This window comes from Microcoleus sp. Pol17C6, assembly GCF_036701145.1.
Lineage (GTDB): Bacteria > Cyanobacteriota > Cyanobacteriia > Cyanobacteriales > Microcoleaceae > Microcoleus.
This window is the reverse complement of record NZ_JAUBQH010000038.1, coordinates 1-26654: the sequence shown is the minus strand read 5'-3', so window position 1 is coordinate 26654 and position 26654 is coordinate 1. Positions and strand designations below refer to the sequence as shown.

At 46.0% G+C, this 26654-nt stretch carries 24 protein-coding genes and 2 pseudogenes; 14 read left to right on the top strand and 12 right to left on the bottom strand.

Going from position 1 to position 26654, the window contains the following annotated elements; all coding sequences use genetic code 11:
* Positions 1 to 47: 47 nt before the first annotated feature.
* The 8 genes and pseudogenes from QUA25_RS18950 to nrdJ (QUA25_RS18915) all read left to right on the top strand — a co-directional run.
* Positions 48 to 1163, top strand: a pseudogene (locus QUA25_RS18950) (leucine-rich repeat domain-containing protein); the annotation flags it as partial.
* 161 nt (positions 1164 to 1324) lie between these two features.
* Positions 1325 to 2440 carry a DUF6745 domain-containing protein gene (locus QUA25_RS18945; RefSeq protein ID WP_333040471.1) on the top strand — a complete coding sequence of 372 codons (1116 nt, stop codon included), beginning with the start codon at positions 1325 to 1327 and terminating at the stop codon, positions 2438 to 2440.
* Between the two features lie 182 nt (positions 2441 to 2622).
* A complete protein-coding gene (locus QUA25_RS18940) occupies positions 2623 to 3576 on the top strand; it encodes an ABC transporter ATP-binding protein (protein ID WP_333040469.1) in 954 nt (317 codons plus the stop codon).
* Positions 3577 to 3653: 77 nt separating this feature from the next.
* A complete protein-coding gene (locus QUA25_RS18935) occupies positions 3654 to 5333 on the top strand; it encodes a hypothetical protein (protein ID WP_333040467.1) in 1680 nt (559 codons plus the stop codon).
* A 574-nt stretch (positions 5334 to 5907) separates the two neighbouring features.
* Positions 5908 to 8070, top strand: a complete 2163-nt coding sequence (locus tag QUA25_RS18930; RefSeq protein ID WP_333040465.1) for a DUF4394 domain-containing protein — start codon at positions 5908 to 5910, stop codon at positions 8068 to 8070.
* 174 nt (positions 8071 to 8244) lie between these two features.
* Positions 8245 to 8532: a hypothetical protein gene (locus QUA25_RS18925; protein WP_333040464.1), complete on the top strand. Its 288-nt coding sequence runs from the start codon at positions 8245 to 8247 to the stop codon at positions 8530 to 8532.
* A 208-nt stretch (positions 8533 to 8740) separates the two neighbouring features.
* The gene (nrdJ, locus tag QUA25_RS18920) at positions 8741 to 9985 is read left to right on the top strand and encodes a ribonucleoside-triphosphate reductase, adenosylcobalamin-dependent (RefSeq protein WP_333040463.1); all 1245 of its coding nucleotides are present in this window, start codon (positions 8741 to 8743) and stop codon (positions 9983 to 9985) included.
* 289 nt (positions 9986 to 10274) lie between these two features.
* Entirely contained in the window at positions 10275 to 12305 is a 2031-nt protein-coding gene (nrdJ, locus tag QUA25_RS18915; RefSeq protein ID WP_333040462.1) for a ribonucleoside-triphosphate reductase, adenosylcobalamin-dependent, read from the top strand.
* 192 nt (positions 12306 to 12497) lie between these two features.
* Here the strand turns inward: nrdJ (QUA25_RS18915) and QUA25_RS18910 are convergent, their stop codons facing one another.
* On the bottom strand, positions 12498 to 12716 hold the full coding sequence (locus QUA25_RS18910; protein WP_333040461.1) for a hypothetical protein: 219 nt from the start codon (positions 12714 to 12716) through the stop codon (positions 12498 to 12500).
* A gap of 161 nt (positions 12717 to 12877) precedes the next feature.
* Between QUA25_RS18910 and QUA25_RS18905 the strand changes: the two genes are divergently transcribed.
* Entirely contained in the window at positions 12878 to 13078 is a 201-nt protein-coding gene (locus tag QUA25_RS18905) for a helix-turn-helix transcriptional regulator (RefSeq protein WP_333040460.1), read from the top strand.
* 274 nt (positions 13079 to 13352) lie between these two features.
* On the opposite strand, the gene QUA25_RS18900 is transcribed toward QUA25_RS18905, so the two are convergent.
* Positions 13353 to 13514 (bottom strand): hypothetical protein, encoded by a 162-nt coding sequence (locus QUA25_RS18900; protein ID WP_333040458.1) that lies wholly within the window; start codon positions 13512 to 13514, stop codon positions 13353 to 13355.
* 16 nt (positions 13515 to 13530) lie between these two features.
* The gene (locus tag QUA25_RS18895) at positions 13531 to 14817 is read right to left on the bottom strand and encodes a Glu/Leu/Phe/Val dehydrogenase (RefSeq protein ID WP_333040456.1); all 1287 of its coding nucleotides are present in this window, start codon (positions 14815 to 14817) and stop codon (positions 13531 to 13533) included.
* A 425-nt stretch (positions 14818 to 15242) separates the two neighbouring features.
* Here QUA25_RS18895 and QUA25_RS18890 point away from each other — a divergent pair, with 425 nt between their 5' ends.
* Positions 15243 to 15854 (top strand): DUF4126 domain-containing protein, encoded by a 612-nt coding sequence (locus QUA25_RS18890; protein ID WP_333040454.1) that lies wholly within the window; start codon positions 15243 to 15245, stop codon positions 15852 to 15854.
* Between the two features lie 208 nt (positions 15855 to 16062).
* On the opposite strand, the gene hemH is transcribed toward QUA25_RS18890, so the two are convergent.
* Positions 16063 to 17226, bottom strand: coding sequence for a ferrochelatase (gene hemH / locus QUA25_RS18885; protein WP_333040451.1), 1164 nt, complete (start codon positions 17224 to 17226; stop codon positions 16063 to 16065).
* 305 nt (positions 17227 to 17531) lie between these two features.
* Here hemH and QUA25_RS18880 point away from each other — a divergent pair, with 305 nt between their 5' ends.
* Positions 17532 to 17813, top strand: coding sequence for a class I SAM-dependent methyltransferase (locus QUA25_RS18880; RefSeq protein ID WP_333040450.1), 282 nt, complete (start codon positions 17532 to 17534; stop codon positions 17811 to 17813).
* A gap of 359 nt (positions 17814 to 18172) precedes the next feature.
* Here the strand turns inward: QUA25_RS18880 and QUA25_RS18875 are convergent, their stop codons facing one another.
* From QUA25_RS18875 to QUA25_RS18865, 3 genes are all read right to left on the bottom strand, one after another.
* Entirely contained in the window at positions 18173 to 19294 is a 1122-nt protein-coding gene (locus QUA25_RS18875; protein ID WP_333040448.1) for a hypothetical protein, read from the bottom strand.
* 237 nt (positions 19295 to 19531) lie between these two features.
* On the bottom strand, positions 19532 to 20230 hold the full coding sequence (locus tag QUA25_RS18870; protein ID WP_333040447.1) for a GDYXXLXY domain-containing protein: 699 nt from the start codon (positions 20228 to 20230) through the stop codon (positions 19532 to 19534).
* Positions 20231 to 20328: 98 nt separating this feature from the next.
* On the bottom strand, positions 20329 to 21729 hold the full coding sequence (locus QUA25_RS18865; protein ID WP_333040445.1) for a DUF2157 domain-containing protein: 1401 nt from the start codon (positions 21727 to 21729) through the stop codon (positions 20329 to 20331).
* Between the two features lie 317 nt (positions 21730 to 22046).
* On the opposite strand from QUA25_RS18865, the gene QUA25_RS18860 reads away from it, so the two are divergent.
* On the top strand, positions 22047 to 22640 hold the full coding sequence (locus QUA25_RS18860; protein WP_333040443.1) for a Uma2 family endonuclease: 594 nt from the start codon (positions 22047 to 22049) through the stop codon (positions 22638 to 22640).
* A gap of 347 nt (positions 22641 to 22987) precedes the next feature.
* Positions 22988 to 23221: a hypothetical protein gene (locus QUA25_RS18855; protein WP_333040442.1), complete on the top strand. Its 234-nt coding sequence runs from the start codon at positions 22988 to 22990 to the stop codon at positions 23219 to 23221.
* A gap of 161 nt (positions 23222 to 23382) precedes the next feature.
* Here QUA25_RS18855 and QUA25_RS18850 read toward each other — a convergent pair whose 3' ends face one another.
* The 5 genes and pseudogenes from QUA25_RS18850 to QUA25_RS18835 all read right to left on the bottom strand — a co-directional run bounded on the left by QUA25_RS18850 (position 23383) and on the right by QUA25_RS18835 (position 24755).
* A complete protein-coding gene (locus QUA25_RS18850; protein WP_333040441.1) occupies positions 23383 to 23517 on the bottom strand; it encodes a hypothetical protein in 135 nt (44 codons plus the stop codon).
* Positions 23518 to 23542: 25 nt separating this feature from the next.
* A complete protein-coding gene (locus QUA25_RS18845; RefSeq protein ID WP_333040439.1) occupies positions 23543 to 23665 on the bottom strand; it encodes a hypothetical protein in 123 nt (40 codons plus the stop codon).
* A 68-nt stretch (positions 23666 to 23733) separates the two neighbouring features.
* Positions 23734 to 24444: a DUF547 domain-containing protein gene (locus QUA25_RS18840; protein ID WP_333040438.1), complete on the bottom strand. Its 711-nt coding sequence runs from the start codon at positions 24442 to 24444 to the stop codon at positions 23734 to 23736.
* Positions 24445 to 24491: 47 nt separating this feature from the next.
* Positions 24492 to 24599: pseudogene (locus QUA25_RS29530) on the bottom strand (hypothetical protein); the annotation flags it as partial.
* Between the two features lie 15 nt (positions 24600 to 24614).
* Positions 24615 to 24755, bottom strand: a complete 141-nt coding sequence (locus QUA25_RS18835) for a pentapeptide repeat-containing protein (RefSeq protein WP_333040437.1) — start codon at positions 24753 to 24755, stop codon at positions 24615 to 24617.
* A 239-nt stretch (positions 24756 to 24994) separates the two neighbouring features.
* Between QUA25_RS18835 and QUA25_RS18830 the strand changes: the two genes are divergently transcribed.
* On the top strand, positions 24995 to 26473 hold the full coding sequence (locus QUA25_RS18830; protein WP_333040436.1) for a bifunctional orotidine-5'-phosphate decarboxylase/orotate phosphoribosyltransferase: 1479 nt from the start codon (positions 24995 to 24997) through the stop codon (positions 26471 to 26473).
* Positions 26474 to 26654: the final 181 nt, after the last annotated feature.

The window sequence follows — 26654 nt, the reverse complement described above, 5'->3', positions numbered from 1 at the left end:
GATTTGTAATAGTCAACAGTCAACAGTCTTCCCATTACCAATGCCCCATGCCCCATGCCACATTACCCATCTCGGAGTGTTTTATGTCAGAAAAACAACCAAACGAGCCAATTAGTTTTAGCAGCTTTGCCGACTGGTGCAGGCATATTGACAGTCTTTCAAAATCGGCAAGGCGCACAGTTAAAGTGTTGTTAGAAAAGGCTGGCACTGATGACCCTGAAGCAGCCCAGCAGATACTTTCAAGCATGACAACACTTTATCTCGGCCGCAATGAAATTACCGACATCAGCTCCTTCGGCTCGCTCACCAATCTGACAACACTGGATCTGGGCGAAAATGAAATTACCGACATCAGCTTCCTCGGCTCGCTCACCAATCTGACAAGACTGGATCTGGGCGAAAATGAAATTACCGACATCAGCTTCCTCGGCTCGCTCACCAATCTGACAACACTGAATCTCAGCTACAATCAAATTAGCGACATCAGCTTCCTCGGCTCGCTCACCAATCTGACAACACTGAATCTCCACGACAATCGAATTACCGACTTCAGCTTCCTCGGCTCGCTCACCAATCTGACAACACTGGAGCTCACAAACAATCAAATTAGCGACATCAGCTTCCTCGGCTCGCTCACCAATCTGACAACACTGAATCTCAACATCAATCGAATTACCGACTTCAGCTTCCTCGGCTCGCTCACCAATCTGACAAGACTGCATCTCAACAACAATCGAATTACCGACTTCAGCTTCCTCGGCTCGCTCACCAATCTGACAACACTGAATCTCAACAGCAATCGAATTACCGACTTCAGCTTCCTCGGCTCGCTCACCAATCTGACAACACTCAATCTCGGCGAAAATGAAATTACCGACATCAGCTTTCTCGGCTCGCTCACCAATCTGACAACACTCAATCTCGAAAGAAATCGAATTACCGACATCAGCTTTCTCGGCTCGCTCACCAATCTGACAACACTGAATCTCAGCAGCAATCAAATTACCGACTTCAGCTTTCTCGGCTCGCTCACCAATCTGACAACACTCTATCTCCACTGGAATGAAATTACCGACATCAGCTTCCTCGGCTCGCTCACTAATCTGACAACACTTTATCTCGGCGGCAATAAAATTACCGATATCAGCTTTCTCGGCTCGCTCACCAATCTGACAGCGCTGAGTCTCTTCAATAATGAAATTACCGACATCAGCTTCCTCGGCTCGCTCACCAAAATGAAATTAGCGACATCAGCTTCCTCGGCTCGCTCACCAATCTGACAACACTGGAGCTCCGCCACACTCAAATTACCGATATCAGCGCCTTGCGCTCGCTCACCAATCTGACAGCGCTGAGTCTCTACGAGACTCAAATTACCGCTCTGTGCGTGTTAGGCCTCCTAGCACAGAAACGTCTTACTCTCTCGACTAGGCCAATTGATGCTCAAAAAGCCACAGAAGCAGTCAAAGTTGCCTATGCCACTATTGGGCTAGAACAACCCGAAATTATTATTTGCAGCAGTCCCCGCGACGTTTGTCTCCAAATATTCAACTTGCCCAAACACGACCATTCACAAAAATGCTCAGACGAATGGGACAGCAATATATTGGGGAAAAAGCTAAACTGGGAAACGATGTCCCAATCTATTGTGAGAGACTTTGCAAGTCCGGCCGTGTGGGAGTATGAGCTCGATCGCATGATGATCGACCCCGAAGCAGACAGCACACTGAACTCGCTAATGTACCAATTGGTTGGCAGCTATGCGCGATCGGAACAAACGAAGGGGAATGTTTTTCCAGATTATTTGTTCGGCCTCCAATCCCCTGAAACCCCCACGAGTTTGTTTAAAGAAATCTATTTGACCCAATTGTATATCTCTTCATTAGGCCTCAATCTTTCCCAAAAGGCACAAGAAATACTTCGCTGCCAAAAGCTGCTGTTCGAGCATTGCGGTTTGATATTTCCCTTTGAAAAGATTTGCTTTGTGTGCGATCGCCCCCGCCACCTGCGCTTTGACAGTCAAAACCGCTTGCACGCGGAAGCAGAACCTGCGATCGAGTTTGCGGATGGATGGAAAATTTACTATTATCACGGTGTCGAATTGCCGGACAAATACGGCAAAATCCACCCAAATCAATGGCAATCTCAATGGATTTTAGCAGAAGAAAATGCCGAAGTTCGGCGAGTGTTAATTGAAGTAATTGGTTACGATCGCATTTGTCAAGAGTTGCAAGCAAAACAAATAGATAGTTGGCAGGAATATGCACTATTACAAATAGATAACGCCGATGTCGAGCCGATTTGTTTGTTAAAAATGACTTGTCCGAGTACGGGATTCATTCACGCTTTGAGAGTGCCGCCTAACCTGACATCAGCTAGGGAGGCAATTGGCTGGGTAAATTGGGATATTGATCCCGAGGAATTTTCCGTGCAGACTTGATATATAGCCTTTCTCAGGTAAATTAGATGCTCGTAGCCATCGGGCATAGCAGATATGAAAGCGTTTGAATTTTTAATTTCAGAACGGGACTGACAATTCATTGAAGAACGGGCTAGGCTAGTTGTAGAATTCTATTTCCATGCCAGGGATACACCGCATCAAATTTCTTTCACCCTCCAAACATGGCAAAACAACTAGCAATAGAAACTCGCGGGCTGACGAAACAATTCGATCGCCATATAGCCGTCAATGACATCGATTTGCAAGTAGCAGCAGGCGAAGTATGCGGACTGATCGGCCCCAACGGTGCCGGCAAAACTACTTTGCTGCGAATGCTGGCGGCGGCTGAGGAACCGACTATAGGGGAAATTTACATCAACGGGGATAGGTTATTGCGCGATCAATCGCACCCAATTCTCAAACAGCGCATCGGCTTTCTTCCCGACGACTTTCCCCTCTACGACGACTTGACTGTTTGGGATTATTTAGACTATTTTGCCCGACTCTACAACCTCCAGCAACCGCGCCGCCGAGAGCGAATCAACTCCGTGTTAGAACTCGTGCAACTAACCAACAAGCGCAACAGCTTAATTTCCACCCTTTCGCGGGGGATGAAACAGCGCCTGAGTTTGGGGAGAACTATCATCCACGAACCGCTATTGTTGTTGTTAGACGAACCCGTTTCTGGCTTAGATCCGATCGCCCGAATGCAGTTCCGCGAAATTATCAAAGTTTTGCAAGAAGTCGGCATGACCGTAGTCATATCATCTCACGTCCTCAGCGACTTAGCCGAACTTTGTACCTGGGTGGGTATCATGGAACTCGGATATCTGGTCGAAAGCGCACCTTTACAAGAACTTTACAAACGCCTCAGCCGCCAGCAAATTTTTATGTCGGTTTTAGGAAATAAATTAGAAGCGCTAACATCGGCATTAAAAAACTTTCCTTGGGTGGAAAATTGGGCAATAATCCCGGAAACTCAGCAGGTGTGTGTTGATTTTTCAGGAAGCCCGGAAGATGCAGCAAATTTATTACGCGAACTCGTCGCGGCCAACATTCCCCTAACCGAATTCCACTGCACTCAAGAAGACTTAGAAACCATCTTCCTCAAAATGGGACACAAACAAGCATCCTAATGTGCTCGTTTCCTGTTTACCAGAATAAACAGTGAGTTATAACTGAGTCGTCACCCATTCCTAATCACGAATAACCAATGACACTCCACTTACTAGACAAAATAGGCAACTGGAATCCCCAGTTATTTCGAGAAATCAAAGGTCGCTTGAATACTGGCAATATGGCGCTAGCCTCTGCCCTTTCCCTAAGCGCTCAACTGCTGCTGTTCATGTCTGTCAGCGCTCAGATACCCGTTCCCCCTCCTAATGGGGAGTACACTTACCCCATCTATCACAGATTTTGCTCTTTAGATAATGCCCATCCCTATGAAAAAATCTGCGTCAGAGATGCCTTCAGCAACTTTGTCATTAACTGGCGGGAGTGGTGGCTAGAGATATTCGTTTGGCTGAGCATATTTAGCGTCTTAGCTTTATTAGTAGCAGGGACTTATCTACTTGTCAGTGACTTAGACAAGGAGGAACGCCGCGGCACGCTCAACTTTATTCGCCTCAGTCCCCAGTCTGCCAAAACAATTTTTATCGGCAAAATCCTTGGCGTCCCAATTTTACTTTATCTAGCAGCAATTCTGGCCGTACCCCTGCACCTGTACGCTGGATTAGCTGCTCAAATACCTCTGAATGAAATTTTATGTTTCTACATAGCAGTTGCAGCTAGCTGTGCTTTATTTTACAGCGGTGCGATGCTATTTGGATTGACAACCAGTTGGTTGGGAGGATTTCAACCTTGGTTGGCTAGCGGTATGGTTTTTGTGGTGTTTGGGATTTCTGCGCTCCCGTTCACACGAACTGCTTGGGATTTGTTAAAATTTTTGTCTCCCCTTGCTATCCTGAGATATCAGCTTTTTCTAGTTGATAGAGGTGAGTTCGATTCGTTAGTTGAAGACTTAGACAAGCTGCAATGGTTTTACTCGCCAGTGGGTACAAATATTGCGAGTGGCCTTGCTTTGTCTCTTTTGGTTTGTGGTACAGGAACCTATTGGCTGTGGCAGGGATGGCAGCGCCGCTTTCCCAATCCCAGCACCACAGTTTTGAGCAAGCGGCAAAGTTATTGGCTAGTTATCTGCTGTCAGCCAATAATTTTAGGGTTTGCACTCCAATCAAACCCCCTATCAGGCACGAGTCTCCCCACCTTACTGATCTTGAATTTGCTGATGTTTTTTGCTTTAATTGCAGCTTTAACATCTGACAGACAATCTTTGTACGATTGGGCGAGGTATCGGAAACAAATCGTTCCCACCAGTCAGAAGCTGTGGCGACGCTACCCACTACTCGATTTAATTTGGAGCGAGAAAAGTCCCGCTATAGTTGCGATCGCGATTAATCTCCTCAGCTCAGTAATCATTTTAACACCTTGGGCGCTGTTGGAAAAACCTCAGATCAACGAATTTGGTGGGGTAATTTGCTGCCTGAATCTTATCCTAATTTACGCAGCCATCACCCAACTATTCCTATTGACAAAAACCAGAAATCAGGAAATTTGGGCCGCAGGCACTGTCGGTAGCGCTCTCTTGTTGCCACCTCTGATTTTATTTATGCTCTTGCTAACCCCAGAAAAAGCTCCTATTCTCTGGTTGTCTTCAACATTTGTTGGCTTTTGGTTTTCGTCTTCGTCTTCGTCTTCTTTCCCAGCATCAGGAAATACCATTTTGTTCTCCATACTCAGTCAGTGGAGTGTCTTGGTGTTGTTGAATATCAAATTGCGATCGCAACTCAAACTCGCAGGGCAATCAGCTTCTAAAGCACTGCTGAAAGCGTGAAAAAGCCGGGAAGAGTTCAAACGTGAAACTCCGATTCAGGCAGGGATTTAAACCTCTGCCTGAAAGCTTAAGTCGTCTGAAAACGACTGTTTAACTAACTTATTATGCTAATTCCGCATTTATAATCAACTTTATATTGAGCAATGGTGGTCGCCGCTACACAAACAAAGACTACCTTCGGAGGTTTTAAGATTAAAGTTGAAAAAAAAATTCTGACCTTACAGATCCAAAATTATAGAATCAGCGTATATTACTAATGAACGCAGTACAAAATTTCATAGGTTCGCACCGCTAAAAATTTCAGCTTGCCTGTTTGCAGTTGAGCTGCGATCGCCCTTGGCTACACACCCAACTATAAAATACGCCTAAGTGATCTGTATTTAGGAGTGGGTTTATTGGAATTTGGGGGCAGGTTTATATATCATTTTAGCTGCGTGTAATACTTTTATGGCAACCCACCCCTAAAGCCGAAAATAAGAAAAACTATCCTAAAAGTGCGACTTTGTGATATTTTGACTGAGAATGCCGCCGCCGTTAGGCAACAGAAGTATCAAATTTAGAGGGTAATTAGAACATGGCAGAAATTAGAGACACCGCCCAAGCAAACTTGCTAGCAGGAACTCCAGAAGATGACCTGATTTTTGGTTTGATGGGCAATGACACCATTGCCGGGAACTCGGGTAATGACAGCATTTATGGAGGAAAACAAAGCGATTTAATTGAGGGCAATTTAGGTCAAGATTCGCTTTTTGGAGATTTAGAGAATGACACTATTAACGGCGGAGACGGTAACGATTTTTTAGTGGGCGGAAAAGGCAGCGATTCCATATCGGGAAACTCCGGGAATGATGTTTTGTCGGGCGATCGAGATACTGATGTCCTGATAGGCGGAGACGGGGCAGACTTATTTGTTTTGAGGCGCTACGCGGAGGCAGATCCTGGTCGTACCAGCGGCGGTGCTAATTTCGCAAATGCTGACGCGATCGCCGATTTTGTACCAGGTACAGATTTAATCGGTTTGGCGGGAGGTCTTAGTTTTAGCGACTTGAATATTCAGGAAGCTGGAAACGATACTGTTATTCAAGACCGAGTGACTGGAGAATTTCTCGCTACTCTCAGAGGGGTGAGACAAAGTTCGATTAACCAGGCAAGTTTCACTAATAATATTGGCAGCGTTGTTCCCAGCCCCCCGCCTCCAGCGCGGACAACGGCTTATGCTTTAACTCCTGCTAATCGGATTGTCGGTTTTAGTCTTTCCAATCCGGGAAGTGTACTCTCAGATTTTCCCGTGACTGGATTGCAAGCGGGAGAAAGTTTGCTGGGAATTGATTATCGGCCGGCTAACGGTTTGCTTTACGGTGTGGGTTCTAGCAATCGCTTGTATACTGTCAATCCGATGACTGGGGAAGCAAGTCCAGTCGGTAGCGGGCAGTTTGCTGTTCCTCTAACTCCGGGGGCTGCGGGTTTTGATTTCAATCCGACAGTCGATCGAATTCGGTTTGTCAATGAAGCCGATCAAAACGCCCGCCTCAACCCGGATACCGGGGCACTTGTGGATTTTGACACGCTGGCGGGGGGAATTCAACTCGACGGGAATTTGGCTTACCGGGCGGGCGATCGCAATTTTGGAAGTTCTCCGGCTGCTGCTGGGGCTGCGTATGTGAATAACTTTGCAGGGGGAACTTCGACAACGCTGTTTGTAATTGACAGCGATTTGGATGTTTTGGTGCGCCAAGATCCGCCGAATAATGGAGTGTTGAATACGATCGGATCTTTGGGAGTTGATGCTACTAGCGTTCTCGGCTTTGATGTCAGGAGTATTGGCGGCCGCGAGGTAGCAGTGGCGGCGCTGGAAGTTGGTGGCATTTCCGGCTTGTACAATATCAATTTAAGTAGCGGTCAAGCTTCCTTTGTCGGTCAAATTGCCGACGGCAGACAGATTAACGGTTTGGCTTTGCCTTTGCCTACAGCTTACGCTTTAACTGTCAGAAATGGCGCTGAAACAATTGTCGGTTTTAACGAGGCGGCACCGCGGGCAATTCTCAGCGACGTGGCAGTTACAGGGTTGCAGCCGGGAGAAAGTTTGCTGGGAATTGATTTTCGCCCCGCTAACGGTTTGCTTTACGGTGTGGGTTCTAGCAATCGCTTGTACGCGATTAATCCGGTTACTGGGGCTGCAAGTCAAGTCGGTAGCGGGCAGTTTGCTGTTCCCCTAACTCCGGGGGCTGCGGGTTTTGATTTCAATCCGACAGTCGATCGAATTCGGTTTGTCAATCAAGCCGGTCAAAACGCCCGCCTCAACCCGGATACCGGGGCAATTGTCGATTTTGACACGCTGACGGGGGGAATTCAACTTGACGGGAATTTGGCTTACCGGACTGGCGATCGCAATTTTGGCAATCCGGGCGCGGCTGGAGGGGCTGCGTATGTGAATAATTTTGCCGGGGCAACTTCGACCACGCTGTTTGCAATTGACACCAATTTAGATGTTTTGGTGCGTCAAGATCCGCCGAATAATGGAGTGTTGAATACGATCGGGTCTTTGGGAATTGATGCTGGTACTGTTCTCGGCTTTGATATCAGGAGTGTTGGCGGTAACGAGACGGCTTTGGCTGCGATCGATGTTGCCGGAGTTTCGAGCCTTTACAATATTAATTTGACGACTGGTCGGGCTTCGATCGTCGGTCAAATTGGCGACGGCAGGGGATTTAAAGGTTTGGCACTGACTTTGATTTAACTGCTAGATTCCCAAAGATTTTAGATTGATTTTAGCCATCAACTATGTGGTTTTTACGTGACAAATTGACAGCAAATCTACTTTTCTACCATTTCAAATGGTCAGTCTAAAATCCTTTGGGCAATTCCCAATTCCCAATTTGAGGTAACATATTATTTTGACAACCAAGATAAGATGTTATCTCAAGTTTTTTACTTGTTACGTTCCCGCAGTGATGGCAAATATCTCTGTGCCAATCCCAATCCCGATTCGGCAGTGAGTTACTTGTTGATGTTTCGCGAAGACTATGAGGCTTTGAGCTATCTCAACGTCCACGCTGCTGATGTTGCCGATCGATTCGGAGTAGAATCGATTTCCGGTTCTCAGGTAAAAAAGCTACTCGAACGTTGGGGATTTAACGGTGTGGGCGTTGTTCAAGACCCGCTGTTACCCAATATTGAGTTTTTATTGACAAAGGATTGACAATTGACAAGATTTGCTATGCACCCGGTTTCAGCAAGAAATCGGGTTTTTTTGTCAAGTTTTGAGGCGATCGCCCGATCGTGCTTGTACACTTCTGTGCCCCATATCTAGTGCAAATTGTCAAATATATTAACCTTTTACCCTAAATCTGAATCCTGTTGTATATTCGTAGTCTGTTGATTTATTCCCACACGTCAGTACACAACCTATGGTTCGAGAATTAGAACGATCCAGTGCCAGCGATCGACGCAACCTGTCTGATTTCCCTGAAACAGCACCCGCAGCCAATCCAGTATTTTTCAGGACGTACAGCCGCCGTACCGAAACGGGAAGGGAGACTTGGGCCCAAGTGTGCGATCGAACAGTCAAGGGGCTGCAAAAGCTTGGAAACCTCACCCCCGAAGAAACAGAACTGCTGCACCGGATGCAAAACCAGCTCAAAACCCTCGCTTCAGGCCGCTGGCTGTGGGTAGGCGGCAGCAAATGGATCGAACAACCAGAGAACTTTTCCGGCGCCTATAACTGTTCCTCAACAAATATTCTCGACTGGCGTTCCTTTGGTTTGTTGATGGATTTGGCAATGATGGGCTGCGGCACTGGGGCAGTCTTGGAACCACAATATATCAACCAACTGCCGCCGATTCGCAACCGTTTAACCCTAACCATGCAAGGCGAAATCGGCTCTACACCCGCCCAGTCGCGCCGTCAAGAAACAGAAGTAAAAATAGCAGAAAAAACCGCAACTATTTATGTCGGAGATTCTCGCCAAGGTTGGGTAAACTCCTATCAAAGTTTACTGGAATTATCCACAGATGAAAGATTTGCAGGAGAAGTTCAAGTATTCATCGATTTGAGCGATGTTCGCCCGGTGGGAGAACCTTTAAAAGGTTTTGGCGGAGTAGCAAATCCGGTGAAATTGCCCGACCTTTATCAGCGCTGCGCCGCTATTTTGAATAAAGCTTTAGGGCGGCAGTTAAATTCAGTTGAATGCTGCGTGTTGATAGATGAAGCGGCGGTCACAATTGTTGCTGGAAATATTAGAAGATCGGCCGGAATGCGTCAGTTTTCTTTTGACGACGAACTCGGAGCAAATGCTAAAAATAATTTGTGGCAACAAGATGAAAGCGGCAACTGGAGAATAGATCCAGAACGCGATGCCCTTCGGATGGCCAACCATACGCGAGTTTTCCATACCAAACCTACACTAGAAGAATGTATTGATGCTGTCCGCAAACAGTATTACAGCGGCGAAGGTGCGATTCAATGGGCCGGCGAAGCTGTAGCTAGATCTAACGTTGATTTACTTTCCACACCGAGTCTTAAACTTGAATTTTTGAAAGCTTACGACGAAGGAAAAGCTAAAGATTGGTTGCAGGAACGCCATCCTAATATGACTGCTGGCGAGTTAGAGCATCGGTTAGTCCGTGTGGGCTTAAACCCGTGTGGTAAGTAATTTTGCCTCACGTAAAAAACCTCGCAAAATCGGAGAAGACTGAGATGTTAACTCCGAGGTAAGTAAGGGAATTAAAAATCCTTTACCACCGTAGAGCGTACCGGGTGAACCTTCTTTATTGAAGAATATAATCCTGGCAAGAGTGCGGGGCATTTACAACTACAGTAAATGAAAAAGTACGCCGAGCTACAGGGAAAATGGAATCTGTAGAACTAGAGGATAAAAAGCCTTTAGGGTAACATAACTGGAAATCATCGGCTCTAACTTCCACTGCGTTTCAGGTGAAACGATGTTAATTACTCGCGATGGAATGCACCGCATTCAGGAGGTTGTCGGACAAGCTGTAGAAGTGTGGAATGGCCAGCGTTGGAGCAAAGTTGTACCGATGCTGACGGGGCAAAATCGTCAACTTTATCGCGTCTCTTTTGGTGATGGCACTTATTTAGATGTCACAGAAAAACATCGGTTTTTTGTGAAAGACCGCTTTGGCAACCAGTATGAAGAATTAACCACAGGGGCCCTCGCGGAACTCCTAAAAATCACCAAGTACAGCCTACACACTGAACCCTTCCAAATCTCTTATCGAGATGGCAAATTTGTAGAACCCATTTGGGCTTACACATTAGGTCAATTGGTGGGTGATGGTTCCCTTTGTCAGTCGAATGGCAAGCCACAATTACAACTGCGTCTGTACGGAGCTAAAAGCGACCAAGAGTTAGCTATTGCGGGCAAAACTAGCGGTAAAAAACGCTATTACACAGAATCCAAAGATGTTCCATGCTTGCTTTACGTGGGATTCCAAAAGGAGTTTGATCCAGAACAGGTTCGCTCGCTAAAAAATACGGCCGCAGCTTTTGATGAAATTGCATCCTGGGATCGAGAATCGATTCTGAATTTCATTGCTGGTTTAGCAGATGCTGATGGTTCCATTGTTCCTAGTGGTGGCATTCGGATTTATTTGTCCGACTATGACCGCGCTTATCGAGTTTATTTACTATTGACTAAGTGTGGGATTCGTTCTTCCGTTAATCTTTTAGCAACTGCGGGAACTACTACTAACTTAGGCACTCGTAACCGTGACTTGTGGTATCTACAAATTACTGATTGTGCAGCGATTCCTTGTCAACGCTTGGATACCTCACGGGGTCATCAACCGAAAGCGAAAGGTAAATATCAGGTAATCCACTCCGTAGAAGTTTTACCGGGAAACCATGATACCTTCTGTTTCAACGAGCCAGAATTCCATAAAGGGGTGTTTGGTGGCACTCTAACTGGAAACTGTAATTTGGCGGAGGTTCATCTCAATCAAATTGACCCTTACAACTTCAAAGAACAGGAGGAAGCTTTCAAGGCGGGGGCTCTATCTGTCGCGGTACTTCTAAATCACAAATTTCTTGAACCCCGCTATCAATACAGCCGCGAACTAGACCCAATTGTCGGCGTATCTTTCACGGGATTGTTCGATTTCTTCGTTCACGCTTTTGGCGTTGAGTGGCTTCGCTGGTGGGTGGAAGGCCGCCCGCAAACTCCGCAAGGAATTGCTTTTAAACAGCGGGAAGAAGAGTATTTGAGTGGTTGGCGGGAGATTGTCAATCGGGTAGTTTGGGATTATTGCGATCGCCATTCCTTAAAACGCCCAAATCGCTGCACAACGGTTCAACCATCGGGTACTAAATCTCTGCTGACAGGTGCTTCGCCGGGGTGGCACCCGCCGAAAGCCCAGCGTTTTATTCGCCGAATCACTTTCGGCAAAAACGACCCCGTAGCCCTCGCCTGCATCGACTACGGATACAACGTGATTCCGTCTCAATCTGACAAGGATGAAAACGGCAATTTGCTGAACAATCCCTTCGACGAACGCTGCACGGAATGGCTGGTAGAAATACCTGTTGCGGTAAGTTGGGCTGATTTACCCGGTGCTGATGAAATTGACATTAACAAATTCTCAGCGGCGGCACAAATGGACTTTTATATGCAGGTGCAAAAGTTCTATGTCAGACATAACACTTCGGCCACGATTGAACTGCGCGAAAATGAAGTTGAAAGTTTTGGTACTAGGATTTACGAGGCGATTCGGGATGATGAAGGCTACATTTCCGCAGCGCTTTTAGCTCGGTTTGATGCTCTTGAAACTTTCCCGCGTTTGCCCTTTGAACCGATAAACAAGGAAACTTACACCAAGATGGTGGAAGAGACTTTAGCGCGCCGCGAAATTGATGTTTTTCACGCGGCACTGAGTCGTTATGACTTAGGTGAAATGATGGATTCGGGGCCGGCGGGCTGCGATTCTGATAAGTGTTTGATGCCGGAGACTAAATAGATTTAGCGATCGGCTTAAGTATGAGAAATCCCCGGGCTTTGGGGATTTCTTTTTTTTGAGTTGTACAAAAATGCTAAAGCCTTGATTGAGGCTGTTCTGGAGAAGAGGCGATCGATCTTACAGCCAAAATTGTTTATCCCCAAAAAAAACAATCTGACTCCCTCCCCGTGTCCGGGAAGGGTTCTTTGAGAATTACCGATCGAATGTTCTGTAGCAAGTGTGAGCTTGGTGGGACTCTAGCAGGTCGGGGTTAAATATCACCGCGAATTTCCCGCCAGGAACCAAGCGACGGAGAATCTCTAGATGACCGTCCGCATCCGATCGAGTGCGGAACTGACCAACTGTCAACCGCTGCATTTTGGGAAGCAAACGAACCATAACCCAAGGATAAAGTCGTTCTTTGTAAGGCATAATTAACTTGTCTCCATACGTATGGGAGCCAGAGCCAGTGCTGATAGGTTGGTAGCCGGGACGCACTGGCTTTCTGACGAACGTGATGTTCTTCTCTCATACTACGGACAAATTTTGGTTAAGTCAAGTTAACCATAGGAATTCTGAAATCGGTACAGTGAATGAGTAGTGTGGGGGAAAAACTCAAACAGCGACGCCAATCGCTGTCTTTGACGCAGCAGCAAGTTGCTGATGAATTGGGCGTGACTGTAACCACTGTGAAAAATTGGGAAGCGGGCCGACATATTCCAAAGCTGTATCTAGAACAGACGAAAGCATTGTGCGACCTCCTGAAGCTTTCCGTAGACGATTTGGTAGATTAACCAAGCAAACTAAGCAATAGCAAAAGTAACAGCGATCGCACCTATTCGATATCTACTCAAAAAGTGCGATCGTCTGTTCTCTTCCCCTCTTCAAAAAGAATGCCAGTATTGTGCAGCGGCGATTGATTGAGAAAAGTGCAAGATCCGGACTTACGCATGACCTCCCGATACGGTGTGGGTCACTCATCCGGTGCTTGCCCCTACATCATAAATGTGGCTCTTGTAAAATTAGGTATTTCTTAGAAATTCACAGATTGCTCTCTATGTAAAATCTCTATTCAAAAACATCTTTCGTCTTTTCAAGCACCAAAGTTGCGGTCAAATCAACGGCTGCGTGCAAACCTAAAATTCCCCAATTCACAGCCAAGTTATGCCAATTGGGTTTGTAGACTGCACTCTGTTTGAATAACTGCGGTAAGATTGTACGATCGCACAATCTTACCGCATTTCCCTCAACCGTTCACATAATAATCCCGCGTTCCCTTCGCATTCATCGCTTCTCCGAGTCGATTTAACCCGTACACGTAAGCCGCAGTTCTCATGGAAACTGACAATTCCTGAGATTTTTTCCAAATTGCTTCAGTTTCTTCGACCATTTTATGCTTCAACCGCTGATTGACTTCCTCCAGAGTCCAATAAAGTCCGCTGCGGTTTTGCACCCACTCGAAATAACTAACCGTTACGCCTCCGGCATTGACTAAAATATCAGGGATTACTTGAATTCCCCTCGCTTCTAAAATCAAATCTGCCGCCGAATCAATCGGCCCGTTAGCTACTTCAAAAATAAACTTAGCCTTAACATCATTAACATTGGCTTCCGTTATTTGATTTTCCAAAGCGGCAGGAACCAGCACGTCTACATCTAATGCTAAAAGTTGCTCATTTGTCAATACTTCGTGTTCGATAATATTGCAAACTGAACCTTCGCAGTAAAGAGCTTTGATACCTTTGTTAGACTCTTTAAAGCCTCGAATACTGGGGATGTCCAGACCTTGTTTAGCATAAATTCCCCCTTGGGAATCGCTGACAGCAACAACTTTGTAACCTGCTTTCCACAGCAGTTCAGCTATTTCGGCACCGGCATTACCAAAACCTTGTACCGCTACAGTTGTATCTTGAGGATTTAGCTCAAATTTGGGTAAGATAGTTTGTACTACAAAAAAAGCACCCATTGCTGTTGCGGTATCTCGGCCCAAACTGCCGCCGATTGTCACTGGTTTACCAGTCACCACCGCTGGAGAAAGCTGCCGCTTAATAATATTGTACTGATCCATCATCCAACCCATAATCATGGGATTGGTGTAGACATCCGGCGCGGGAATATCGACATCGGGGCCGATGAAATCTGCGATCGCATCGACATAGCCCCGGCTCAACCGTTCCAATTCCAGTTTAGACAATTCCTTGGGATTGAGAGTAATTCCGCCCTTGGCTCCTCCAAAAGGCAAGTTCAAAACTGCACATTTAAAAGTCATCCAAAATGCTAAGGATTGCACTTCATCAAGGGATACTCCCGGATGATAGCGCACTCCTCCTTTAGACGGGCCTCTGGTATTGTCGTAGCGCACCCGATAACCTTGAAAAATTCGCAGGGAACCGTCATCCATCCGCACGGGAATCGATACAATTAAACTGGATTTGGGATATTTCAGCCGTTCGATCGTATCCTCGGAAAGCGACACATATTTTAAGGCTCGTTCTAATCGGCGGCTGGCATCGGCAAATAATGATTCAGACATAATAAGACGAAGGAAGAGGTTCGAGGGAATAAGGAAAGCACGACACGGATTTTGACACGGATACACAGATTAATTATTTAGTGTCCGTCAGATTATGAAGTCAGAGGGAAGAAGGAAGAATAGCTGATATCTTAATTTTAAGTATCTCGGCTGATCTACGGGTTTTCCTATACATTTTAATTTAATCACAATCCAGGTTGAATTCTGTCAACTGTCAACGGTCAACTGTTCACAAACTGCGATATTGTCGATCGACAATATCGCAGTGCCAAGCAGGATTAAGCAGATACACTTACAATAGAGGGTGATATTTAAGCTCAAGCCTCAATTTGAGTTCGCTCGCTCAAATCAGTGCCAGCCATCAGGGGAATTAAAATCTGAAATAGATCGAGGCTTTAGCTGACGTTAGAAACTGAATTATTATTATGGTTGGACTCCTAGCCGCACTCTCTGCGTCTGCGGCAGGGGGTATGAGAATTGCCCTGCCCCTGCTGTTAATTGGTTTGTTGCGGATTGACAAACTTTGGTCGGAAATACCTCTATTGTCGGGGGTTCCCCCCCAGGTGGCTATCACCATCTTGGTGAGTTGGTCGCTGTTAGAGTTATTTGCTTCTAAAACCTTTGTAGGACAGCGGGTACTGCAAATTGTGCAAATTATTTTCAGCCCTATTGTAGGAGCAATTATGGGAATTTCGATCGCTCAAGTAAGTTCGATCGACGAAATTATTGCTCACCCTTGGATGCTGTGGATAATTGGTATTGTCGGAGGTTTGTTGGCTTTAGTGCTGCAACTGGTACAAGCAGGATGGTTTTACCGGCTGCGGGGTTTGCCGATTTGGGTGATTTTCCTCCAAGATGTTCTGTGCATTTCCTTGGTTTTGTTTGCCTTTGACGCACCACGGCAGGGAGGGTTAGTGGCGATGATGCTGCTGTGGCTGGCAATTCGCAGTTCTAAAGAGTGGTATCGCTGGTACAAAAGTCAGGGAACACCGGGCCATAGGGGAAATCCACGCCGCCACAAGCGCGATCCTGATTAGTTAGTAATTAGTTATTGGTAATTAGTTATGACTTATTAGTCATATCATTTACGGTTGTTTCGGAATGATTTAACCGCAGAGACCGCAGAGGGCGCTGAGGAAGAGAAGAGAGAGATGAATAATTCCGATCCCAACGGATTGGATATCATTAGTCATGTGTAACAACAGTCAACAGTCAACAGTCAACTGTCAACTGTCAACTGGCAATTTAAAGCAATCCGATCGAGTGTAGCGGGCCCTGACCCGTAATTAACTCCAGCAATAGTGCCACAAAACCAATCATCGCCACACGACCGTTCCAGACTTCCGCCCCCGTGGTCAAACCCCACTCCCACTGCTCTTGAGGGTACATTTTCACTATCTTGGAAGGGCGTATAACATCAGAGAATTTAACGCTGGGAGATTCGATCGACTCGATGACTAAATCGGCCAAGGCTTCAATAAACACCGGATGAGTATTCAGGGCGGGCACTCGGTAGAAATTTTTAATGCCCGATTCTTCTGCTAATTCTCGATACTCCATGTCAATTTCTTGCAGAGTCTCGATGTGTTCGGAAACAAAACTAATCGGAACTACCAACAAATCTTGGACTCCATTTTCTGCCAATTCGGTAATGGCGTCTTCGGTGTAAGGCTTGAGCCATTCCACCGGGCCAACCCGACTTTGATAAGCTAGAGTGTGTTCGTTCGATCGATTCAAATGTTCCATAATCAGACGAGTGCAATCTTCAATCTCTCGCTGATAGGGGTCTCCAGCCTCTTCTACGTAGCTGAGGGGGACGCCGTGGGCGCTGAAAAAGATGTGAACTCGATCGGGATTCGGATTGTGGTCTAGTTGTTGGGCTATCAGTTCCGACATTGCCTGAATGTAACCAGGCCGCTGATACCAAGAAGGAATCGCGGTATATTGTATATCCTTGAGGGCAGGATCTTTGCCCCACATTTCTTCTAGCTGCCGGAAGCTAGAACCGCTGGTGCTGATGGAAAATTGAGGATACAGCGGCAAGATTGTCAAATGTTCAATGCGATCGCGCTTAATTTTGGCGATCGCCTCTTCAGTAAAAGGATGCCAGTAGCGCATCCCCACGTATACTCGAGCATCCTGTCCCTTTTCTTGCAAGAGTTCTTGCAGGGCTAGGGCTTGTTCCTCGGTAATTCGCCGCAAAGGAGAGCCGCCCCCGATTTGGCGGTAGTTTTCCTGGGATTTTTGAAAGCGCAGGGTCGAAATCAACCAGGCGAGCGGTTTTTGCATCCACGGAAACGGAATGCGAATGATTTCCGGGTCAGCAAACAAGTTGAACAGGAAAGGACGGACATCCTCGATTTGATCTGGCCCGCCCAAGTTTAATAGCAATACTCCCACACGACCCATAGCGGTTACAGCTCTCCCATCGTCTCAGTTCTGTTACTTATCTTTATCATATAACTTAATAATATCTTAAGTCGATAGCAAGGTATACATAATTTTGACTATGGCAACAATTTTTAGAGATTTAAGTTATCGGTATCAGTGTCTCTAGGATTGCGATCGCGCGTCTGGCTGCTTTGAGCGTAGGCGGCCATCCTCGTTTGGGTCACAACGGGCAAGGAAAAATGTACCATCAGCCAATTATTATTTAGAAGCTTTTGCCGACTGTCAGTTTGACCGAAGTACACAGCAGCGTTGCGATGCACTAAATGCAACGGGCGCAATTGCGACAAATCTTTCAGGAAGTATACCGCGTGCTCAATCCCGGTGGTCTATTCATTTTGGTAGATTTTCATCGGCATACAAATCCCGTATTTAGGCGAGGGTTGGCTGTATTTTTGTGGTTGTTTGAGACTGAAACTGAATTGGGGAGTTTGTTGGCAGAGGTGGGATTGCGATCGTACAATTCCGAAGAAACTCAACCAGCCAAACTTTATGCTGGCGGCAGCATTCAAGTAATCCAAGTTCAAAAGTCATATCAAATCCGGTAGCATCGTCGGGCGTCAAATCCAGTCAACCGTCAACAATCACCTAGGGTGCAACCGGAATTGATCTAATTAATCTGCGTTAATCTGTTTTTATCTGCCCTCATCTGCGGAAAAAAAAAGAGAATGTATTCACCGCAGATGACAATGAATTGACGCTGATTCACGCAGATAAATAGAATAGATATTTGAATAATTACGACCGTAACAAATTTGATTTCATTCGTCAACAATCATTGGTAGACACAATTGCCTTTCCTTGTAAACAATCGGAAAAAGCATCTGCGTTTATCTGCGTTTATCTGCGGTTTCCCTATCACTAAAAAAAATCGGCAATAAGTCTACTAATGACTAATGACTAATAACTAAACAAACTTTTTCGCTTCTGCCAAAGCCGCCTCAAACTTGAGCAATACATCCTTTTCTGTGTGAATAGCTTTCTCTTGTTCCAGCAACGGGCGGCCAAAGCGAAAAATGCCGTCCTGCTCTACGTGGTCTACATAAGGCAGCGTTTCTGGATGCGGCAAAAATTTTCTGCCGATTGGGTACGGCGTGTGGAAAGAAAAACTAAAATCGGGAAACTTGTCGCTTTTGATTTCGAGATAGTAAAGCGAGTAATAATCTTTGGTTTCTGAGTACACGCATTCGCGGCACTTATTTACCAATTTGCGGTTCTGATAGAAAAAATCCCACTTGTCCCAATAGTAGCCATCTTTCATCATTTCCTGGTGGTCGTCGCACAGTTCGAGATATAATTTGTCAGCATCCGCCGGACGGTAGAAGTAAAGCATGGCGTAAGGCATTTCAATCAGTAACTTGACTGCTTGATTTTTTCGCTGGTACCATTCCTGCTGGTGAGTTTCGTAGACTTCCTTATATTTAATTGCTTTAAAGCTGTTGAGCTGATTTTCTTTGGCCCAGCGCGACGCCCAAACTGTCCAGTAAGCTAGCTGGAAGGTTGCTGAAATTTCCGCCGAACCTTGTTCTTTCCAGTCGGCAATGATTTTTTCCCAAGCTGAACTAAAAGCTAATCGCGATTGTTCGTTTTCTTCTGGCTTTTCTGTATTGATTGGGGTGGGTATTTGATGATTGCTTTTAATCAGCCCTTTGGGTTCTTTGCGCCAATTATTAATATCGGTTGGCGTTAGACTTAAGATGAATCTTCTGTCGTGAACGGGATATTCTAAATGGATTCCCGATTTACGGAAAGAGCGGTATTCTAAAATAGGGAGTTTGTCTTGTTCAATCCACTGCTGGCGTTCTGCTGGCGAACACTTGAGTATTGTTTCTAATTCAACGGGATCGACGGCTAATTCACTTTTGAATGTCTCCCAAAATCTTTCTTGTTCGGCTGGATTTGCTTCTAGCAGGGATACAATTCGGTTGACGAGATGATCGGTTTGGTCTTGGCAATTTTCGGGAAGTCCTAAGAAGTCGAGGAGTTTGGTCTTGAGTATTCGTCTGGCAGAGATTAGCTCGGCTAACATGAGAAGCTCCAGTAGAGTCATGACTTGCGCCCTTGAATTGGCAAGATTTGCACAAGTCTTATATATCTTAATAGATTCTCTTGGGTTATCGGCAATTGAAATGTCCGCGCGAGCGAAGCTATCCCGATCGCGCGTGCGAACCAGTTGCGGTAGGGTATCGCCCACCAGCAGCCCCCTCCCTAAGCTAAAATACTCAAAACAAGGGCAGAAGACCGATCGACCTTTTGCCCTTTTTGGCTAAAATCGATAATTGCGATCGCGCACCCACAAACTCACAGGCACAGCATGGCCTGTTTTGTCAACCTTTACTTCTACCAAAAAAGATTGTCGCTGCTTCCTTTGAGCTTCGCTAATCTCCTGATTGACTTTTTCCCTTTCATCCTCTGGCATATAATAAGTTTCTAAGCCGTATTCCATCTGCCAACCGTTATATTTGCCCTTAATTGCGATTTGATTGGCAGGCAAATTGGTGGGATTTTCCAGACTGACGCGGACGGGTTTCCAAGCTTGGGGGCGGCCGGGATTAGTCGCGGTTTTTGGCGCTTCTAATATTACATAAAAACTGGTTTGCGGCTTGACATTCTGTGTATTTTGTGGACAAGCAACCCCGGGCGGACAAGGTGTTTTTTCGGCAGGTAAATCTTTCCAGCCGGGGAGTTTTTGCAGATTTGTGCGATCGGAAATATCATAGCTCAACACTTGGTAATATCCGCGCAAAAAGTCGTAAGGGTCTACTGGTGCTGTTTGCAGGACAACTGTTTTGCCAGTAATAAAAGTGTAAACGGCGGTGGCGGGTACGGCGGCAATTAGTCCGATTTGCAAGAGTAAAGGAACCCACAGCCGCCACGCAGGAAGGCGTTTTGCTTCCGGGGGAAGCTGAAACGCATTTGTTGTATCTGGATTTTCAACTAATAAGTCAATGTTGTTTCTGTTCATATTAGGTATGGGTTATATTGTTTACGGTTGTTTCGGAATGATTAAACCGCAGAGACCGCAGAGGGCGCTGAGTTAGAGAAGAGAGAGATGAATAATTTCTATTCATCGGGGATTGTTGCGAAGTGGCGCTCGAACCACAAACCCGCAGCAATTACGCCAATTCCGCACAAAACAAAGACAAAAGATTTGAGCAACAATCCTGTGTTGTATTCAAATACTCGACTGAGAATTTGCAGGGTGATTAATACCATGCCTCCCCAAAAAGTCTTGCGGTTTCCTAATGCTAAACCTTCTCGGATTAAGCCGACAGCGAGCAGAAACGATAAAACATTAAACAGAAAAGTCGCTAATTGCGGAATCGGAGTAAAATTGAGGTGAAAAAGCGGTATAAAGGCGCTGGCGAGGATGAAAATGCCGATCGCACTTGTAGTCAAATCCAGTGCTTTTTGTTTTGGTCGCCGCAGTTCCAAACGTCCCAAACGCAGCCACTCAAACACTGTGAAACCGCCCAAAATAGCCACATTTGCCAGAAAAACCCAATCGAGCTCTGTTTGGCCAGGATTCGGCGAATCTTGCCAAAACCCGTAGAATGAAAGAACATAAAACACACCGGCGAGAAACAGCAGGGCTAAACTGCGGGCGGTAGGTTGAAACAGCCTGCTGCGTACCTTCGGCCAGATTGCATCGTCGTATCCCCACAGCAAAGCGGGCGGTAGGGCGCAAAAAATTGCTGTACCCCAGGTTAGATTTAAGCCTTGGACGATAGAAACTTGTAGGGAGAAAATTATCGCGATCGCACTTATGGCAAAAATAGCACGCGATCGACACCAATAAGCCAGCGGCACAAACATTATACTGGCTGCGATCGGCATTTGCCGCACTAAAACTTCCAGCCAAGAAAACTCGACTTTGGAAGACCAATCTAACACGGCAATCCAATAGCCTAAACCGACTAAAAGTGCGGACAAAATGCCCAAGGAAGTCAACCGCAAACTGTAAGCCATTCCGAGCACGCCGATTCCCCAAGTGAGGTAAAGTCCGTAGGAAGAACCGCCAATGTGAAACATTTGTGCCATCAATGCCATATTTGCTCCTAAAATCAGAGCTCCTAACAGCAACAATCCTTGACCTAGGACTTTGTTTCGCCCTATTGTTAGGGGCAAATTGAGATTGGAGTTTTTGCTTCGGGATGGGGGAATTCGCCACAGATAGAAACCCGCTGCATTGACTGCTACGAAAAGAGTTAGCAGCAGCGCAACTCTCAATTCTCGCGACCAAACTTGCCAGTTTGCGGCTACAAAGGTGATGACTCCTATACCGAGGAGAATGCCGCCGAGACTCATCAGAATGCTGAGGAAACGGTTGCGGGAGGCGGTTTCGAGTGTGTTGAATTGGTAGCGTTCCGAAAGTTGTTGGTAGAATGAAGTATCGATGAGTCCTTCTGCTTGCCAGAGTTTGGCTTGTTCCCGCAACTCGCGCCGAAATTTATCTGAAATCATTGTCTATATTCCAGAGGATTTGAACTGTGATAGTTTTTAATATGTCACTTGTGGGTTGATTGTCGATGGAGGCTGGGACACCTGTCTAACTTGCACAGCAGATTTGATTGAGATCCTTCGGCGGTTGAAACCGTTTCTATAGCAATCCTAAATCATTCAGATAAATTTGTAGGGGTAGTGCCCCCGTGCCTACCCCCTATTTATCGGGGCAACCACGGGGGGATTGCCCCTACAATAATTACGCAAATCATTTAGGATTGCTATATATAAACAAACTCCCAGCAGCAAGGGACGAATAAATTAAGGAAGGTAATTTTATGGTACAAGCTCAATCTAAAAAATTAACTTTTGACGAGTACCTTAATTCCTCAAATGATACGGATCAACGCTATGAGTTAATTGATGGGGAGTTAATCGCTTTGCCGCCAGAATCTGAACCTAATAATTTCATTGCTAACTATCTATTTTTCTATCTGGCTAGCAGCGGGCTAGTGCCACTTAGACTGATTAAAACGCATAATTGCGAGGTTCAAGTTGCCGTTTTGCGATCGGGAGATGCCGCCAACCGCTACCCCGATTTGATAATTCTGGAACCTGAACACATTCCGCTGACAGCAAACAGGCTAACTATCACTTTTGATATGTTGCCTCCTCGGTTTGTTGTGGAGGTAGTCAGTCCGGGTAGACTGGGCAGGGATCGGGATTACGATCGCAAACGAGCTCAGTACGCAGCGCGGGGCATCGCAGAGTATTGGGTTATCGATCCAATTGAACAAGTAGTGACGGTTTTGCGGCTTGAGGATGGGCAATATGTTGAGGTTGGGGTGTTTCGGGATGGAGAGGCGATCGTATCTCCGATGTTTCCACAGCTAAGTTTGACGGTTCAACAGATTTTGAGTGGAGAGGTTTAAGGGCGGATCAATAGCTAATTGGTTAGCATTCATCTAACCACCTACCGATTAGTGAAAATCTCCACCCTTAACCTGATTAAGGCTATGTTTCAATCCCTGATAGGGATTTAGGTTGATTGCAACCTGTAAGTTTCGCTAACAGTCACACCATTTTTAGATAGTGACGTGAGAATATCACCAACCTTACTTTGCTAAATAAATCTAGGCGGGGAAAATCACATTTCCCAGCCTAGAGCCCACAAATGCTATATTTGCGTTATTAACTGATAAATGTGAAGTTATAAAATTCAGACTTTAATATTTGATATAATTTAAAATTGTGTCACTAAATCAGTTAATTTTTTCTAATGAGAGTATCTTTAAAAATCCGCGACTCAGGTGAGTACGAAGAAGAAAATACCAAAAAACTCCAATTTGGACGTATCCCTATGGTTGGAGAGTACATCGCCATATCCAATAGCGTCAACTGGTACAAAGTTGTACTTGTACTACACACACCATACCTTACCGAGTTTGACGAGGCTGAGGTATGGTGTGTAAAAACAACGCTGACAGCCGCTGTAAAAGCCACAGAGTTTTAATATTTTCAGACCTTAAACATCAAATCAAGTGAACCCGCTACAGCTAAGTTGTGGCGGATTCACTTTTTAAAAATCAGACTGGTTTGCACTCGCAGATGTGACGCTTTCCTGCTAGACCGCTCCGACCGCTGCAACCGCTCCAACCGTGCGACCGTGCCAACCTATCCGACCTTGCCAGCGCTGCAAGTACCAGCCGTGCCAGACGTGCGAGTGCGACCGTGCAGACGTGCAGCCGTGCCTGTGGTGCGATTTAGGCAGTGCCAGCCGTGCCAGCCATCCAATAACCCCAAACTCACTCACACCGCCCTAAATGGTGCATTTTCAACCCTTGCCAGCCGTGCAGCCGTGGTTACGGTGCGACCGCTCCAAACTCTGCCAACCTTGCCAGCCATCCGATCGCCGTGTTGCCTCAAAATCATCCGATCGCCCTGTTGAATCTGGCAATTTGAAGGGGTAACGACAGCCGAAAAAAATTACCGCCTCAAAAAAACACCTACCCACAGGCGCAAATTTTATCCTTCAACCCGATTCAAATTCCAGTCATAGGGCAAAAAAACGATCGCCCATCCATCGCCCACAGCCACCTCCGGCCCCAAATAACCCCCCACATACTCAGCCACCGAACCCGCCGCCTTTACAAAATCCTCGCCGTACCACTTAAAAATCTTGCTCAAATAAAGCGTCTTTTTCTGGGCATCATATCGCACCTTATCAGGATTGTGAATAAAACGGCTCGCCTCTGCTTCTAGTTGAGTTCGTACCGACTCCGGAAAATAAGCCCCGCGACGCAGCAGCGGGCACCCGACTGAAGCGCAAACTAATGCAAAATGGATGCGCGGTTCCGCAAATTCCGGCCGCAAAATTGCGTGTTCGATTTGATTGAGACTGTACTTTTTGCCGCCAATAATCGAATTTGAACGAGTGAAAAAATCCAAAAAACTCAGCCAGTTGGGAATTCCCAAAACTTTGGGACGGATCGACGCGATCGGATATACTTCCAGAACTTGAGAAATTGCGATCGCATTGTACGCATTCAGCCACAACGCCAGCCGCGCATCCGCATCAGTACATTCGGCCAAATCCAAATCGGCCAAACTTTCCAGCCACGCCCTCAAAACCTCGGCCCCCTCAGCTTTCCAGCCCCGATAATTGACCCGACCGAAATCGTCAACGTAGCGTTGCAGCAACTCGTCCCAAATCCTAAAGTCGATCGTACCGATCATTTATTACTATCCATAATATAAGGCGGGCATTGCTTTAACTTCTGCTTCTATTTAATACTACCGTCAACCGAAATAACACCTACAACGGTAGTATTTTTTAAATTAACCCCATCAAACGGGCTCTGGATTAAATTAACTTGAGTCAAATTAGCGCCTTGTAAATTAGCTTGCTACAAACAAGACCCGCTCAAATTTGCCCCCGATAAATTAGCTTGCCTAAAATTTGCTTCTCTCAAATCTGCCCCTGGCAAATCCGCATTTGGTAAACTCGCCTTCCCCAGCGAATGCCGATAAAATCCCCGTCCGAGCACTGGTTAGTTTACCACAACTAATTGACTTGCTGTGGCTTAGGTGCAATCACCGGTGTAGCCAACCAGAAAATCATTCCCCATGAAACTGCTCCCAAAGTTACAGATTTCCTGCTCTTTACATTCTACAATCTTAAAAGATTCTTAATTTCAATTTCAACGGGGATCGGTTTCTTCCGGCACAACACCAATCCCACTTTGAGCTGCAATTTTTTTAATTTCCCTTACCTTCCTAACAAATTATGACGGAACGAACCGACTTTTTCGATAAACTGTTAGCGGCTGTTGAAACCAATCAAAGTTTGCTGTATTTAGCCCTCGATCCAGACCCGGAAAGCTTGCCCTCGCAGGTTTCCATGACTGGGGAAGAGACTCAAACTTTTGTAACTGATTTGTTTGCAAAGCACAAAAGTGCGATCGACCAAACAGCAGATTTAATTTGTGCTTGCAAAATCACCCTCGGTTTTTACCAATCTCTCGGTATTCCCGGTTGGGCATTGCTGCAAGAAATTTTAACAATTATTCCCCCTCACCTGCCAGTAATTTTAGATGCCAAACACTCCGATTTAAATACCAGCACAGTGTTTGCCAAAATTGTATTTCAAGACTGGCGAGTTGACGCTATTACCTTAAGTCCCTATGCCGGATTCGACCAAGTAGCGCCTTTTTTGTTATACGCCGGAAAAACGGTTTTTGTACTCTGTGCCACCGCCAACCCCTCAGCCGAGGCTGTGCAAGAATACCCGACGCCAAACAACCCTTTTTACTTGCAATTAGTCCGACTCTCTCAAACTTGGGGAACTCCCGAAAAAGTCGGTTTAGAAGTAGGAGTAATCCCGGATATGTTGGCGCGCATCCGCCAAGCTGCTCCTGAACGCCTAATTTTAGTCGAAGGAGACATCGCCGAAGAAAATGACCTGACAGAAGAAAACGACCTCGCACAACTGCTGGCGGCCGGTTTAAGCACAAATGGTGACGGTTTGCTGCTGCCCGTCCCCCCAAGTTTATTAGCAGAAAAAGAGCCACGCCAAGAAATTGAGAAATTGCGGGATAGTATTAATAAACAGAGGGTGCGGGCGATCGAAGGTAGCCCTACTTGCGAATTGTGGCTGCCGGATGTTTGCTTTTTGCAACCGGAACCTCACCGCGATTTAATCTTGCAACTTTATGACATCGGCTGCGTAGTTTTTGGCGACCACGTACAAGCATCGGGCGCCGTATTTCCATATTACATCGACTTGCGGAAAATTATCTCAATTCCGCAGATTTTCCATCAAATTGTCAGCGCTTATGCAGACATTCTCAAGGATTTAAAATTCGATCGCATTGCCGGAATTCCCTACGGTTCTTTACCCACAGCAACCGGTTTAGCATTGCGGATGGAACGCCCGATGATTTTCCCGCGCAAGGAGGTGAAAACTTACGGTGCGGGCAAATTAATTGAGGGGCATTTTCAGCCAGGAGAAACGATTGTCGTAGTGGATGATATTTTGATTAGTGGCAAAAGCGTGATGGAAGGCGCGGCTAAGTTAAAATCGGCTGGCTTGAATGTGGAAGATATCGTGGTATTAATCGACCACGAACAGGGAGTCAAAGATAAGATGCAGGCCAACGGTTATCGCGCACATTCTGTGTTAGCGCTTTCGGAAATAGCTGAAGTTTTGTATCGAGCAAATCGCATTGATACCGAGCAATTCCATCTTTTGACAGCGGAACATTAAACCCAATTCCTGTAGGGCAGAGTTTTACCAACCATAATCGCCAAAAATTAATAATCCTATAAACCCGCCCTCAATGTACTGCGGAACATTAAAACCCAATTACTGTAGATACTGTCTTGACCTGTCAAGGGGTAGCAGTCAAATAATTGGGGTCGAAAGGCTTTTGGGATTTTAAAATCCC

What these genes read in the sequence shown, in the direction of transcription:
- QUA25_RS18895 (WP_333040456.1), bottom strand. Translation starts at nt 14,817, where the DNA reads ATGTCTGAATCATTATTTGCCGATGCCAGCCGCCGATTAGAACGAGCC.
- QUA25_RS18925 (WP_333040464.1), top strand. Translation starts at nt 8,245, where the DNA reads ATGTTATCTCAAGTTTTTTACTTGTTACGTTCCCGCAGTGATGGCAAA.
- QUA25_RS18830 (WP_333040436.1), top strand. Translation starts at nt 24,995, where the DNA reads ATGACGGAACGAACCGACTTTTTCGATAAACTGTTAGCGGCTGTTGAA.
- QUA25_RS18875 (WP_333040448.1), bottom strand. Translation starts at nt 19,294, where the DNA reads ATGTTAGCCGAGCTAATCTCTGCCAGACGAATACTCAAGACCAAACTC.
- nrdJ (WP_333040463.1), top strand. Translation starts at nt 8,741, where the DNA reads ATGGTTCGAGAATTAGAACGATCCAGTGCCAGCGATCGACGCAACCTG.
- QUA25_RS18880 (WP_333040450.1), top strand. Translation starts at nt 17,532, where the DNA reads ATGCAACGGGCGCAATTGCGACAAATCTTTCAGGAAGTATACCGCGTG.
- nrdJ (WP_333040462.1), top strand. Translation starts at nt 10,275, where the DNA reads ATGTTAATTACTCGCGATGGAATGCACCGCATTCAGGAGGTTGTCGGA.
- QUA25_RS18840 (WP_333040438.1), bottom strand. Translation starts at nt 24,444, where the DNA reads ATGATCGGTACGATCGACTTTAGGATTTGGGACGAGTTGCTGCAACGC.
- QUA25_RS18865 (WP_333040445.1), bottom strand. Translation starts at nt 21,729, where the DNA reads ATGATTTCAGATAAATTTCGGCGCGAGTTGCGGGAACAAGCCAAACTC.
- QUA25_RS18940 (WP_333040469.1), top strand. Translation starts at nt 2,623, where the DNA reads ATGGCAAAACAACTAGCAATAGAAACTCGCGGGCTGACGAAACAATTC.
- QUA25_RS18855 (WP_333040442.1), top strand. Translation starts at nt 22,988, where the DNA reads ATGAGAGTATCTTTAAAAATCCGCGACTCAGGTGAGTACGAAGAAGAA.
- QUA25_RS18910 (WP_333040461.1), bottom strand. Translation starts at nt 12,716, where the DNA reads ATGCCTTACAAAGAACGACTTTATCCTTGGGTTATGGTTCGTTTGCTT.
- hemH (WP_333040451.1), bottom strand. Translation starts at nt 17,226, where the DNA reads ATGGGTCGTGTGGGAGTATTGCTATTAAACTTGGGCGGGCCAGATCAA.
- QUA25_RS18930 (WP_333040465.1), top strand. Translation starts at nt 5,908, where the DNA reads ATGGCAGAAATTAGAGACACCGCCCAAGCAAACTTGCTAGCAGGAACT.
- QUA25_RS18905 (WP_333040460.1), top strand. Translation starts at nt 12,878, where the DNA reads ATGAGTAGTGTGGGGGAAAAACTCAAACAGCGACGCCAATCGCTGTCT.
- QUA25_RS18890 (WP_333040454.1), top strand. Translation starts at nt 15,243, where the DNA reads ATGGTTGGACTCCTAGCCGCACTCTCTGCGTCTGCGGCAGGGGGTATG.
- QUA25_RS18870 (WP_333040447.1), bottom strand. Translation starts at nt 20,230, where the DNA reads ATGAACAGAAACAACATTGACTTATTAGTTGAAAATCCAGATACAACA.
- QUA25_RS18935 (WP_333040467.1), top strand. Translation starts at nt 3,654, where the DNA reads ATGACACTCCACTTACTAGACAAAATAGGCAACTGGAATCCCCAGTTA.
- QUA25_RS18860 (WP_333040443.1), top strand. Translation starts at nt 22,047, where the DNA reads ATGGTACAAGCTCAATCTAAAAAATTAACTTTTGACGAGTACCTTAAT.